Below are 12,470 nucleotides of genomic sequence, written 5' to 3' on the forward strand. Positions count from 1 at the left end.
GCAGCGTTGGGGAGCTTTAGCGGCGGACGCGGCTGAAGCGGGGTTTGTGATCCGGGTCCGATTGGCGTTGCTGCTCGGCCTGCACCTCTTCGGGTGTGGGATAGTAGGGAGCCTCCTGGGGTTGGAGCCCACGGAGAGCGCGGCGCAGGTTGGGCTCGTGAGCGGGGCCGGGATTGGCGGGATCGACCCAATCGATGTCACGCGTGACATTGAGGGTGCGGTGGATGCGGTTGGAAAGATTGCCGGTGGCGCTGCGGCTGGCTGGGTCGTAGGAAGTCGGAGTGACGATGAACACCAGGCTGGTTTGCTCTTTGACGGTTTCCTTGCTCTTGAAAAAGAAGTTGAGCACCGGCACGTCGCCGAGGAGGGGCACTTTGGTGCGGTCCTTACTCTCGGACTCCCCGTAGAATCCACCCACGACGAGTGAGAATCCATCGGGAATGCGAGCTGTGGAATCGATCATCGATTCGGTCACACGAGGGTATACGTTGGAGGTTTGAGCACTGCGGATTTGTTCGGTGATCTGAGCTGAGCGCGGGCGCAGGTTCATCCGGATGGTGCCGTCCGGGAGGAGAGTGGGGGTCGCCACCATGGAGATGCCGATCTCGCGGTGCTTTTCGGGTGCATTGGAAATATCCGGATCGCTCTCGTCGATCTTGTAGCGTACTTCTTCACTGACGCTGGAGACGTCACCGGTTCCCTGATTGGTGGTCGTGGTGATGATCGGAACGCGGTCGATGATCGAGATGGTTCCCTGTTCGTTGTCCTCGGTGATCAGGGTTGGGTTCGAAATCTGGGTGGCGAGGTTGCCTTCGTTGAGGGCACGCATCACGCCCCGGAGCTGGATTGGGCTGAGAACCAAGTTCTCCGAAGTGCCGTAGAGTTCGGACACTCCCGTACTGGAGGAGATGGAATCGTCATCCCAGACCGACTGGATGCCAAAAATCGAATTGAGGCTTCGGGCCACTTCGAGGGTGGTGCCGGTTTCGCCAAGCGAACCACTCCAGTTCACCCCCACGCGTTCGGCGGCGGAGCTGTTGACCCGAAGGATTTTGGTTTCGACGATGATCTGGCCCTTGGGTTGATCGATTTTTCGGAGCAACTCCTTGGCCTTTTCAATCCGATGGGCGGAATCGATGAGGACCAAAGTGTTGGTTTTGGGCTCGTATTTGACGATGCCAGTTCCCGGGCTGAGGACGTCGCGGACCAAGCCGGTGATGGCCTCCGCATCACTGGGGCGAAGGTAGTTGAGCTTGTAGGTGGCCTCGGTGCTTGGCAACTGGGAAAGCTGGGTCTGGGTGAGGGCGTAGACGGTGTTGCCTTTGGTGTAGAGCATCAGGCCATACATGAAGGCGAGTTCCTCCATTTGTTGGAGAGGATCGCCATCATTGAGGTGACCGGTTACGCGATACTCCGGGGTGGAGATCTTGATGTTGTGGAAATACTGGCGTCCGGCTTCCTTGGCGAGGAACTGGAAGATCTCATTGAGGGGAGCATCCTGAATCACGAAGCCTCCTTCGGATTCCTGGATAGCATTTTCTGCGGTGCCGGGCTCGGCCAATGGGACTTCATCGAGCGGAGCAACGGGCTCGACGGCGGGGGGGGAATCCTGAGCAGGGTCGACGGGAGTGACAGATTCGGTCGGGGGCGCGATGGGCGTGCCTGGCTCGACGACGAGATCTCCCGTGGGAGGTCCCGAGGGGCCCGTGATGGGCGGTCCGCCTGGGAGAGGCGGGGTTTGGGCTTGGAGGGAGAGCGCCGAAACCAAGGTAAGGGTGAGGAGGTGTTTCATGGCGTGTCTGGTAAGGGAAACGTAAGGGAAACGGGTGAGAAACAGGGACAAATAAGCGGTGGGAAATCAGGGGCCGGGAGTCAGGTCGATGGTGGCATCCTCGTCGTTAGGAACCAAGCCGGGGGGCTGAGTGGCGGCACCTCGAGTCATTCCGTCTGGAAGGATTTCGAACTGCTTGATGGCGGTCTCGGAAGATTCCGTGTTCTGGAAGGTGATGCGATTGGGTTCGATGGCAAGCACCTCTAGGGAGAGGATGCCGGCTTCGGTTTTGACCCTGAGGGTATCACCTGCGTGGAAGGTTCGGAAGCCCATCAGGAATTCGCGGCGCGTGGCGTTGATGCCAGTGATGGCGAGGCGATTGACGTAGTCGGAAAGTGGAATCTTGCGAACGGCGGTGGGTCGTTTGCTGACGCGGGAAACCACAGGCTGGACGGGCCGATAGTTGGGGTCCTGATAGCGGCAGAATGGGTCGAGCTTGCGATTCCGCATGTCGAAGGAGGCTGAAACGCTTCGCAGGTAGGCGTCGACATTGAGCACCGCATACCGCGAGGGGGTGTTGACGATTTCCCGATCGACGGTGCCCTCGCCTTCAGGGGCCGGGTTGGGAACGTTTCCGGGGATCGAAAACGATTGGCCCGCCGCGGCGGAGATGAAGAGGGCGAAGAGGAGAGTGGCCGCTTTCATGGTGCCCAGGCGGTGTAAGATGCGTCGATGTTCAGGTTTCCTCCCTGATTGCTGGGACTGATCTTCAGATCCTGAAGTTGCAGTTGGGGCATGCGGGTTTCCAGCTCAAGAAAGGCCTTCTGCATGGAGCGGAAGTTGGCGCGGAATCCGAGGTTCACCTGAGAGGAAGACTGGGCGGATGCGGAGCCGAAGCCACTGCGGTTTTGCGGAGTCGATTGGCTGGTGATCTGAAATTCCTTCGAAGGCAGCTTGGAACTGATATCGCGCAGGTGGGAGGTGATGGTGCTGGCGGTTTCGCGACCGAGCAATTCGTTCCAGTATTCGGAAGCTTCGCGTTTTTGGGAGAGCTGCTTCTCGAGTTGATCCACCTGCTGTTGGTTGCGGTTGAAACCCTTGAAGTGCTTGGATTTGTTCTGAAGGGAAGTCTGCACATGCCCCCTAGCGACAAAGCCGACCGTGAGCACGACGGCGACGATCAACGCGGGCACGATGAAACCGAACACGGTGATGGCGTTCTTGTAGGAGGTCATGGTGCTTTCGGGGAAGGGGTGGGTGGAGGAGCGGTGACGTCGAGCGCGAGGGGGTCATCGGACTCGAAGCGTTGAGTGATGACGAGATCGAAGGAGTAAGGGTAGGTCGTCTCGTCCGAGTCGCTGATTTCTTCCGGCGGCCGGTCCTTCCAGTTCGAGTTTTCCATCGTCCGGATGTTGACCACGATGCTGCGGGTTGGGAAATCGGTGCGGAAAGCTTGGACGCCAGTCACGCGGGAGACTTCGGTGAACGCCGCGGAGATGCCTTGGCTGGTGCTGAAGTCGGTGAGGGTTTTTTCAAGGGCTTCGTCTCTGGCGTATCCGGAGATGTTCCATTGCTTCACGAAGCCAGCTTTTTCGGCGCCAGGTTGGGCCTGAATGGAGACGCTGTGATTGAAGGTGCGCAGCATGATGCCGGATTTCTCCGGGAAGAACCGGGCGAGCAATTCCATGTTGGCCCAGGCCTTGGAGCGATCGCTGAGGAGATTATCCCAGTGGTCGATCTCCTTCATCTTCGCATTGTAGATGCGAAGTTTTGAGGCAACGACGGTGGCCTCCTCGGATCGGAAGTTCCATTCCGGTTTGTTCAAGGTGCCGGCGATTCCCATCCCGACCCAGGCCAGGACAGCCAGGGTGAAACACGCCATGCCGATTCTGGCGAACTTGGCCGCACGGAGCAGTTTCATTTCCGCCTGATCGGGGAAGATCCCCATTTCTTCGGCGGCAGGCGGGGAGAAGTCCTGAGTGGCCCAGCCCTCCGTTCGCAATGTGGAAAATGTGTGCGAGGTGGCGAGGGGCGTTTCTTCGTCAGGAGCGCCGACGAGGGCGGCGAGCATTTCAGGAAAAACCTCGGCGGACCCTGCAACGTGGAATGGAGTCTCCTCCCAGCGAATCGTGCGGACTTCCGAGTCGGGGAATGCTTGAGAGAGATCGCTGGCGATCCATTCGACCTCCTTACCGCCGAGGGGAAGAATCCGCACTTCAGGCGTCGGAATCTCCAGGGCGATGGCCGTGGTGGTGGCCGCGTGGCGCAGGTTGGAGGGGCGTCGTTGGCCGCGGTGCTGGAGCGTGCGGATGAGGATCAGATCCCCATGGTGGTTGAAACAGGCGAGAACCGTGAAACGGGAGTAGGAGAAAACGGCGATGAACGGCTTCTCCGTGGGCTCCCTGTGCAGGGTGGGAAGAGTCAGGAGGGAGACCAGGGGGGCACTTGCCGCCAGAGTGCGGATGGGGAAATTATTGGAGTTTCCGTAGTTCCGAAGTTGGGAGAGAAAGGGATCGAACCGCCGGGAAAGTGTGACCGCGGTCGCGATGGAGTCGGCCTGGGAAGCGGGGTAGGGGACGAGGCGCCAAGAGTGCTCTTCGAAGGGAAGGGTGGAGTCGTGAAGGACGCTTTTGGGATCAGCGATGATCGCCTCGCGCAGTTCGGGGATGCTCCCAGGATTGTCGAAATCCGGATTGATTTCGGCGGTGGCGAATTCGTCGGCGACGAGAAGGACGAATCCGATGGAAGGAGCCCCGGCGGAGCGGGCCATGGCGACGGCCTGTTTGCAAAACTCCTGAATCGCATCGGGATTCGAGGTCAGGTCATCGGGCGCTGATGGTCCGTGGGTCCAAGTGTTGGTGCTGCGATGGTAAGCTGCAGACACCAAAGAATCCCCGTCGTGACGGAGATAAATTTGGAAGTCGTGGTCGAGGGAGAGTGCGTACCAACCGTCATTCGTTGCTCGGCTGGTGAGACGGAGCATCGAAGCAGCCTGGCGGTACTGCTGAAGGAGCCCCAGCTCCGAGGGATGTTGGTAGGATACCAAAGGGGTAAGAGGAAAGGTTTCGCACGGCCTGGGGGGAGGTAAGGCGAGAGCCCCCTGCCTCGAGGGCAGGGGGCGAAGAGATTCCGTGGCGTGTGAAAGGTCGAAACGCCGCGGCCTTGAAATCAGATTTTACCAGTCGTCGTGGCCGGTCGGGGTGTGGCCGAGGTCGCTGCCTTCGATGAGGGTGCCCTCTTCGTCGTATTCACCGGCGAGGGAGCAGGTCATGTAAAGGTCGCCGACGGCAGGAACGGTGGTGCCGAAGCTGTAGTCGCCGCTGCCTGGGCAGGTCGGAGCATTTTCGAGGTAGCCACCCGTGCCGATCAGCTTGTCGCTGGTCAGGCCGGCGCCTTCGGAAAGGCCATACATGTTTTGGTATCCGCGGGCAGCTTGCTGGACATTGCGGATGTTCATGATGCAGCCGGCACGATCCGAACCCTTCTTCCACGCGCGGGCGCCGACGAAGAGAATGGAGATGAGCGAAAGGAGAACGAGGATGACAACGGTCAACTCGAGGAGGGTCATGCCCTTCGCACGCTTGGTTTGGTTTTGCAGTTTCATGTCTTGGTGTGTGTTTGGTTGCTGTGTTTTTCCGAGTGGCAGCGCGACTTGGGCGGTTCGCTTCAGGGGTGCTGTCAATCGAGAATCTTTTGTTTGGGGGTCAGAGAATGTCCTGAGTGTCGTCGCGATTCATCCGGGCGTTGATGTAGGTGTGGGGATCGATCAGGCCCTGGTTGAGGAGTCGCTTGAGGTTGGTATCCCACTCGATATTTCCCGCTCTGCGTATTACGTCTTCAAGTGATCCCGCATTGCCGTCGTAGTTGGCGATCGAGGAGGAAACGGCGTCGTCGTTGTTCTGAAGAAACTCGTAGGTCAGCACCCGGCGTTGGATGCCATTGAGGAGGCCCTGGGAGTGGATGAATACCAACACCTCGGAGAGACGGCTGAGGACGGCGGGATGGCTCTCCCGGGGGTACATTTCAAGGATCCGGCCGATCGTTTTGACGGCCCCCGTGGTGTGCAAAGTGGAGAGGACCAGGTGGCCCGTCTGTGCGGCCTCCATGCAAGTTTCCATGGCCTCGCGATCTCGAATTTCTCCGAGGAGGATGACGTGCGGGGCTTTCCGTAGGACGTCCTTCAGTCCTTGGCGATAGGAGTGGAGGTCACGACCGACTTCCTGCTGGGTCACAATGGAGGGGGATGCAGTACGGCGACCGTGGTAGTCGGGGTCCTCCATGTCATCCGGATACTGGTACTCGATCGGGTCCTCGACGGTGACGATGTGCTTGCGGTGATTTCTCCGCAGCCAATCGATGAGGGCGGCAAGGGTGGTGGATTTGCCCGAGCCCGTGGGGCCAGTGACGAGACAGAGCCCCGCGCGCTTTTGGACGGCCTGGCGCAGGATATGGATGGTGTCTGGATCGATGCCCAGAGATTCGAGCTCGGGGATGAAATCGTTGAGAATCCGGCAGGTGACGCCGAGGCCCGATGAACTGAGGTGAGCTTGAATCCGCAGTCGCCCGGATCGCTCTCCCTGCTGGCCGAAAGGGATGCCATCGCAGGAAAAGTCCGCCACCCGACGGTCTGCGAAGTCGGTCATGGCGGCTTGGATCTTGTCCTCGACGCGAAGTTCGACGGAGTCGCTTTCGCCAAAGCCGTGACTTCCGCTTTCGCGATTTCGAATGAGTTCCTTGAGGATCTCATCCATATGGACGGAGGAAAGAATGCCGAGGTGCTCCAGCTTTTCGACGCCTTTGTTGGCGTGAATGTAGACGGGCCGATGGGCGCGCATCTGGATGTCTGAGACTCTCATCTCTCGGCACACTCGGAAGATGACGCCGAGCAACTCATTGCCCTTCATGCCAGGCATGAAGTAGAGTGGGCTACTGGGAGCCGGGGCGAATCCGCCAGGAGGTGCCGGAGGCAGCGGTGGAGGAGTGGGGTTCATCAGCGTGGCGCAGGAAATTCGTGGTCAGGATAGCGCCGATTCAGCGTCGCGAGGGCGGAGTCGCGCAGCTTCAGGCCGAGGTTTCCACGCTGGAGGATTTCCTCCTGACGTGCCGATGAAAGGAGATCCCAGAGGCCGCTTTGGCGACTGAGTTCGAGAAGGTCGAGGTGCCTTTTCAGGCAGAAATTCAGAACGGTCAGAGGGCGGTCGAAGTCGGCGGCGGTGTAGCTGTCAGGTTCGTCCTCAATCATCAGTTCAAGGACGTTGTAGGCCGCTGCGGAGGCGGTAAGAGCGGGACGAGGGTCGCCGGTGTTATCATTCAGACCGTAGCGAATGGTGTTCTCTGCGAGAGCGACCATGTGCCGGATTTTCTGCGGGCCTTTGAGGGTGGAGGTGCCGAGCGAGGATTCCTTGAGGAAGAGGTGGTAGCTGGCGTAGTTGGCGTAGTGGGAGGGATCGAGGTTGTAGGCAAAGCGGAGCTTTTTCTCAATCTGCTGACGAATGTAGAACTGATGGGCGGCCGTGGGTGCACGGGGATTGTTGCGGTGGCTCACTGCCCGCTCCAGACGCTCAAGGAAGGGGAGTGATTCGGGAGTGGTACCAGCGGAGTCGCCTTCGTGGTCATGGTCGTCCGAATGAGCCTCTTCATGATCGTGATCGTGATCGTGATCATGGCCATCATCGTGGTGGTCCGAATGAGCCTCTTCATGATCGTGATCATGGTCAGGGTCGGGCGCATGGTCATGATCATGCTCGTGGATTTCGATGCCGCCGTGCCAATCTTTGTCGACCGGAGCCTGGAAGGCCATGGCGATGACTTGGCCATAGGGGCTGCGCTGAATGCCGAGGGGGTTGGGATGGGATTCGAAGCGGCCCTTGGTGTCCAGTTGCTGGGCGCTCCACGCCCACAGGCTCCCACCGGAAACGGCAAGAGTCAGCGAAACGAGGGTGGAGCGGATGATCATGGATGGAGGGTAGCAGGGAAGTACAGCTTAGACCGTAGCGCGAACGCGGAAGACGAGGCGTGAAATGGCGGCGTAGAGAAGGGCAATGCCGAGGAAGTAAGCGAGGACGAGTGGGAATTCGCCGGGCTCAATGGCGCCGAGCTTGTAGCGCAATCGCTCGGTGGGATCGGCAAAGTGGTAGTGAGGGGAGGCGGCCCAGAGCGTGCGGAGGAACGGGTTGCCATCGACCGAAATCAATTGTTTCACGTAGCCCACGCCATAGAGGCCGTAGAAGCTAAGGCCGGCGGTGATGACGAAGCCCGACACGGCACCAAAACGAGAAGCCACGGAGATCGCCATCATCAGAAGGGGCGCGATGACTGCGATGAATAGCACCCCATACTGAAAGTTGGTGGTGATCCACATGGCTTTCTCCTCGGCATTCGACGGGCTGGCCGCGAGCACGCACACGAGAGCGGCGGCAAGGCCCAGGGGAGCGACGTAGCTGAGGAGAGCCAGCCAGACCTCAAAAAGCTGACGGCCTGCTGAGGTGCCGAGGGTTTGGAAGTATTCTCCAAGTCCGGTTTGGGAGAGGCGCTCACCGACCTGGGAAGCGGAGTAGAATCCCCAGATCACGGCGGAGAGCCACGCCAGCGCCCACGCGGCTTGGGCGAGGGCGGGTTGGATGAGGACCGGGTTTTCCTCGGCGCTGGAAATCCGCGGAAGAATGAAGGGGGCGACCAGCACCAGAAAGGCGCTGATGACCCAGGTCTTCTTGCGAAGGACGGTGAAGAGAGTAAGTCGAAAAAGACGCATCGGGGACAGTCAGTTCAAACGCGACTTGAGGGCTTGCCAGGTTTGTCCGGCTTGTTGGAGGTGGCGGAGGTGACCGCTTTCGATCACCAAGGCACTGGGCATGGGCATGGAATCGTAATCGGGATGGCAGCTGACGAGGCGAAGGATGTTGCCGCGGCCTTGCGTCCAGCGTTGCTCGAATTTTTCGCGAGCGAAGGCGTCGAGTCCGCTGAAGGGTTCGTCGAGGAGGAGAATCCCAGGAGTTTGCGGATCGGGGGAGAACTCGGCGACGATCAGAGAGGTTTTGCGGCGATTGCCCGTGGAGAGGTGGCCGAAGTTTTTGCGGAGATCGAGTTCGATGCTTTCGGCAAGTTCGATGGCCTCGGCGAGTCGGGGACCGGGAATGAGTGCTTTGAAAATGGTGCGCGCATTCAACTCGCCGTCGAAAGTGAGGTTCTCCGGGAGGTACTGCATGACCCCCTCGCGGATGATCTTCCCTTTCAGCGGGCGGAGGCTGCGGGCGATGGTGCGCAGGAGGGTCGTTTTGCCGCGTCCGTTCCTGGCCAATAGGAAATGAGTGCCCTTGCCGAGTTCAATGCTGGACTCGGTGGCGGCCAGGGGAGTGCGGTATCCGATCGTCAAGCCCGGACAGAGCTCTAGCTTGGGTGAAGGCAAAGCCATGGGAATGGGCGGGGGGTGACCGCGCTTTTAGTTAGGTTTGCCAAAATATCAAGAAATTTTAGCCTCACGGATCAGGGAAAGACCGTGAAGTTTCTGAGATTGAGCGGATCGGCCGGGGGAAAGATTTTTTGAAGGTTAAAAAAATCGGAATGAGTTCGCAGGATTTTGGGTGGCGATGAGGCTGGAGATGGGTTTTTTTAAAAAGTGGCGGACGGGATGCGTGGAAGTACGCGATCCGGAGGATAAGGTGGACGGTCTTTTCTTCGTGACGGGTGCGGGGGGGGCTGTCACAACCCCGCCACCAGCAGCGAGCGCATGGCCGGAAAATTGACTTACCAGCAAGCGGGGGTGGACACGCGGAGGGCAGCAGCCCTTGTCGGGGACATCCGGAGTCACGTGGAGCGGACCCAGCAACAGCGGAAGCTCATGGGAGCTTTCGGCTTGTTTGCCGCCGCCTACGATTTGAGTGCTTATCGCCAACCCGTCATGGTGACCGGTTGCGATGGCGTCGGGACGAAGCTTGAGTTGTTACTCGAGCACGATCTTCTTGAGATCGCCGGCAAGGACCTGGTGGCGATGAGTGTGAACGACATTCTGACCACCGGGGGAGATCCTTTGCTGTTTCTCGACTACATTGGCATTGCCGCATTGGACGAGGATCGCATCACTCGCCTGATCGGGGGGATGGCGGACTACCTTGAGGCGTGCCAGTGCATTCTGGCGGGCGGCGAGACGGCGGAGATGCCGGGGATTGTGCCTGAGGGCGTGATTGAGCTGTCCGGATTCTGCATTGGCTGTGTGGAGAAGAGTGAGATGATCGACCCCACGACCATTGCGGTTGGGGATGTGTTGATTGGTTACGCCTCTGACAGCATTCACGCCAACGGATGGAGCTTGGTGCGGCGGGTTTTACGGGAGTTTCCGGAAGAGGTGACGGAGGAAGAACTTCATGCCTGGTTGCAGCCGACACGGCTTTATCACGACGTGGTGAACGGTCTTCGTGCGGGGCAGGTGGTGCCCAAAGCGATGGCTCACATTACGGGGGGAGGGTTGCCGGAGAATCTTGAGCGACTTTTCCGCGGCTGCGGAGCGGACTTGGAGATTCCTGCTTGGAACCTTCCAGGTATTGAGAAGCTTTATCGGCACGTGGATCCGGAAGATCGGTTCCACACCTTCAACATGGGAATAGGTTGGGTGGCGATTGTTTCGCCAGACCAAGTCGATGCCGCTCTTTCGGCCGGGCCGGGTGGAGTGGTGATCGGAACCATGGTGGAGCAAGAAGGCGTGCGCGTCCGGGTTTCCGGCGAGTGATGAAGCCATGAGTGATTTTCTCAAACACGAGTGCGGGATCGCTGCCGTGCGATTGCGCAAGCCGTTGGCTTACTACAAAGATCGTTACGGAACGGCTCTGTGGGGCTTCAATAAGCTGTTTCTCCTGATGGAGAAGCAGCACAACCGCGGGCAGGACGGCATCGGCATTGGTTCGAGTAAGATCGGCATGCCGCTCGGGGATCCGTATGTTTTCCGTCGACGCAGTGCGGAGAAGGATGCTCTGGCGAATGTCTTCCGGAAGGAGATGAAGGCCTTCCATAAGATGGTACGGAAGGGCCTTCTCGATCCGGAGAATCCCGAAGATGTGAAGCGGAAGTTCGACTTCGGCGGAGAGATCCTGATTGGGCATTTGCGCTACGGAACGTCCGGGGGATTCGAGGAGGGTTCCTGCCACCCGTACTTGCGCCGCAGCAATTGGCCCACCCGAACCTTGATGGTGATGGGCAATTTCAACATGACAAATGCCGGTCAGTTGAACCGGGTACTTATTGAACGGGGTCAGCATCCAGTTTTTGGAACCGACACTCAAACGGTGCTCGAGGAGATCGGGTTCCATCTCGATGAAGAACACACCGATCTTTATCGCGAATTGCGCGACAAAGGGGTCGATGGGTCCGACATTCCGAATTTGATTTCCGAGCGGCTCGACTTGGTCGATCTGGTACGGCGATCGGCGGGTCAGTGGGATGGAGGCTATGCCATCTGTGGAGTGGTTGGAAACGGCGACATGTTCGTCATGCGCGATCCCCATGGGATCCGCCCTTGCCACATGCTGGTGACGGACGAAGTGATTGCCTTTGCTTCGGAGCGGGTGCCGTTGATGACGGTGTTCGAAGCTTCCGAAGATCAAGTCCAGTCGTTGGAGCCGGGATCGGTGGTGACGATCAAATCGGACGGAACCAAGATTGAGGCGAGATTCGCCGAGGAAGGGCCGATCTACCCCTGCTCATTCGAGAGGATTTATTTCTCTCGTGGCAACGATCCGGAGATCTACAAGGAGCGCAAAAAGATGGGCGCTGCCCTCGTCCCGCAGGTCGTCGATGCGATCGGTGGGGCGGTGGACAAGGCGGTTTTCTCTTTCATCCCCAACACGGCGGAGACGGCGTGGTACGGCTTGATGGATGGTCTCCGGATGTTTCGCCGGGAAGAGGTTCGAGAGGCCCTGCTCAAGGCGATGGAGGAGGGGAATCTTGACTCCTCCATGATCGACGAGCTCGTGATGCGGAATTGGCCGCGGGGAGAGAAAATCGCCCACAAGGACATCAAGATGCGCACCTTCATTGCGCAGGAGAAGGGTCGCGATCAGCTGGTTTCCCACGTTTATGACATCACCTACGGGATGGTGGAAGAGGGGGATGCTTTGGTCGCTTTGGACGACTCGATTGTTCGCGGCACGACTCTGAAGAAGTCGATTCTCAAGATTCTGGCCCGCACCCATCCTCGTAAGATCGTGGTCTGCTCGACGGCTCCACAGATTCGATATCCCGATTGCTACGGCATCGATATGTCGGAGTTGGGCAAGTTCATTGCCTTCCAGGCTGCGGTGGCTCTGCATCGAAAGGCGGGGCGGCAGTCCTTGCTCGACGAGGTGTACGATGATTGCCGTCGAGAGCTTTCGAAGCCTCCTTCTGAAATGCGCAATGCGGTGAAGAAGGTCTACGCTGCGTTTTCCGATGAGGAGATTTCGGCAGAGATCAGTCGCATGGTGACGCCTGAGGAATGCGATTGGAAGGGGGATGTCCAAGTCCTGTTCCAGACGATCGAGAACCTCCACGAGGCGATCGGCGGGCCCTGCGGGGATTGGTATTTCACAGGCAATTACCCCACTGCGGGTGGATTTGCCACCGTCAACGCCGCGTATTTGCGTTGGTATGACGGGGTAGGTGGTCGCAGTTACGACCTCCCCCTTTGATGATTTCGCGGGGTTGCGCGTCGGGCTCTCGGTCCGTAGGTTCC

The 12,470-nt window shown here is 59.0% G+C and carries 11 protein-coding genes; 2 read left to right on the forward strand and 9 right to left on the reverse strand.

The genetic code is table 11. The features are described 5' to 3' along the window. Positions 1–16: 16 nt before the first annotated feature. The 9 genes from HNR46_RS12580 to HNR46_RS12620 all read right to left on the reverse strand — a co-directional run bounded on the left by HNR46_RS12580 (position 17) and on the right by HNR46_RS12620 (position 9,182). The gene (locus HNR46_RS12580; protein WP_184019328.1) at positions 17–1,792 is read right to left on the reverse strand and encodes a secretin N-terminal domain-containing protein; all 1,776 of its coding nucleotides are present in this window, start codon (positions 1,790–1,792) and stop codon (positions 17–19) included. Between the two features lie 66 nt (positions 1,793–1,858). Further along, a complete protein-coding gene (locus tag HNR46_RS12585; RefSeq protein WP_184019330.1) occupies positions 1,859–2,476 on the reverse strand; it encodes a hypothetical protein in 618 nt (205 codons plus the stop codon). Next, on the reverse strand, positions 2,473–3,006 hold the full coding sequence (locus HNR46_RS12590; protein WP_184019332.1) for a hypothetical protein: 534 nt from the start codon (positions 3,004–3,006) through the stop codon (positions 2,473–2,475). Before HNR46_RS12590 ends, HNR46_RS12585 begins: the two co-directional genes overlap by 4 nt. Further along, positions 3,003–4,754 carry a hypothetical protein gene (locus HNR46_RS12595; protein WP_184019334.1) on the reverse strand — a complete coding sequence of 584 codons (1,752 nt, stop codon included), beginning with the start codon at positions 4,752–4,754 and terminating at the stop codon, positions 3,003–3,005. The genes HNR46_RS12590 and HNR46_RS12595 overlap by 4 nt, the downstream gene beginning before the upstream one ends. A gap of 192 nt (positions 4,755–4,946) precedes the next feature. Continuing rightward, positions 4,947–5,375, reverse strand: coding sequence for a hypothetical protein (locus HNR46_RS12600; RefSeq protein WP_184019336.1), 429 nt, complete (start codon positions 5,373–5,375; stop codon positions 4,947–4,949). Between the two features lie 100 nt (positions 5,376–5,475). After that, positions 5,476–6,762 (reverse strand): type IV pilus twitching motility protein PilT, encoded by a 1,287-nt coding sequence (locus tag HNR46_RS12605; RefSeq protein WP_184019338.1) that lies wholly within the window; start codon positions 6,760–6,762, stop codon positions 5,476–5,478. Further along, positions 6,762–7,727: a hypothetical protein gene (locus HNR46_RS12610; RefSeq protein WP_184019340.1), complete on the reverse strand. Its 966-nt coding sequence runs from the start codon at positions 7,725–7,727 to the stop codon at positions 6,762–6,764. Before HNR46_RS12610 ends, HNR46_RS12605 begins: the two co-directional genes overlap by 1 nt. A gap of 27 nt (positions 7,728–7,754) precedes the next feature. Then, positions 7,755–8,522, reverse strand: coding sequence for a hypothetical protein (locus HNR46_RS12615; protein ID WP_184019342.1), 768 nt, complete (start codon positions 8,520–8,522; stop codon positions 7,755–7,757). A gap of 9 nt (positions 8,523–8,531) precedes the next feature. Beyond that, positions 8,532–9,182 carry an ATP-binding cassette domain-containing protein gene (locus tag HNR46_RS12620; protein ID WP_184019344.1) on the reverse strand — a complete coding sequence of 217 codons (651 nt, stop codon included), beginning with the start codon at positions 9,180–9,182 and terminating at the stop codon, positions 8,532–8,534. 315 nt (positions 9,183–9,497) lie between these two features. Between HNR46_RS12620 and purM the strand changes: the two genes are divergently transcribed. Both purM and HNR46_RS12630 read left to right on the forward strand, forming a co-directional pair. Next, a complete protein-coding gene (gene purM / locus HNR46_RS12625; RefSeq protein ID WP_184019346.1) occupies positions 9,498–10,493 on the forward strand; it encodes a phosphoribosylformylglycinamidine cyclo-ligase in 996 nt (331 codons plus the stop codon). Between the two features lie 7 nt (positions 10,494–10,500). Next, positions 10,501–12,426: an amidophosphoribosyltransferase gene (locus HNR46_RS12630; RefSeq protein ID WP_184019348.1), complete on the forward strand. Its 1,926-nt coding sequence runs from the start codon at positions 10,501–10,503 to the stop codon at positions 12,424–12,426. The last annotated feature ends 44 nt before the right edge of the window (positions 12,427–12,470 follow it).

Origin of the sequence: Haloferula luteola, assembly GCF_014201715.1 — a bacterium.
Taxonomy (GTDB): domain Bacteria; phylum Verrucomicrobiota; class Verrucomicrobiia; order Verrucomicrobiales; family Akkermansiaceae; genus Haloferula; species Haloferula luteola.

What these genes read in the sequence shown, in the direction of transcription:
- HNR46_RS12630 (WP_184019348.1), top strand. Translation starts at nt 10,501, where the DNA reads ATGAGTGATTTTCTCAAACACGAGTGCGGGATCGCTGCCGTGCGATTG.
- purM (WP_184019346.1), top strand. Translation starts at nt 9,498, where the DNA reads ATGGCCGGAAAATTGACTTACCAGCAAGCGGGGGTGGACACGCGGAGG.
- HNR46_RS12595 (WP_184019334.1), bottom strand. Translation starts at nt 4,754, where the DNA reads ATGCTCCGTCTCACCAGCCGAGCAACGAATGACGGTTGGTACGCACTC.
- HNR46_RS12605 (WP_184019338.1), bottom strand. Translation starts at nt 6,762, where the DNA reads ATGAACCCCACTCCTCCACCGCTGCCTCCGGCACCTCCTGGCGGATTC.
- HNR46_RS12590 (WP_184019332.1), bottom strand. Translation starts at nt 3,006, where the DNA reads ATGACCTCCTACAAGAACGCCATCACCGTGTTCGGTTTCATCGTGCCC.
- HNR46_RS12600 (WP_184019336.1), bottom strand. Translation starts at nt 5,375, where the DNA reads ATGAAACTGCAAAACCAAACCAAGCGTGCGAAGGGCATGACCCTCCTC.
- HNR46_RS12610 (WP_184019340.1), bottom strand. Translation starts at nt 7,727, where the DNA reads ATGATCATCCGCTCCACCCTCGTTTCGCTGACTCTTGCCGTTTCCGGT.
- HNR46_RS12615 (WP_184019342.1), bottom strand. Translation starts at nt 8,522, where the DNA reads ATGCGTCTTTTTCGACTTACTCTCTTCACCGTCCTTCGCAAGAAGACC.
- HNR46_RS12620 (WP_184019344.1), bottom strand. Translation starts at nt 9,182, where the DNA reads ATGGCTTTGCCTTCACCCAAGCTAGAGCTCTGTCCGGGCTTGACGATC.
- HNR46_RS12585 (WP_184019330.1), bottom strand. Translation starts at nt 2,476, where the DNA reads ATGAAAGCGGCCACTCTCCTCTTCGCCCTCTTCATCTCCGCCGCGGCG.
- HNR46_RS12580 (WP_184019328.1), bottom strand. Translation starts at nt 1,792, where the DNA reads ATGAAACACCTCCTCACCCTTACCTTGGTTTCGGCGCTCTCCCTCCAA.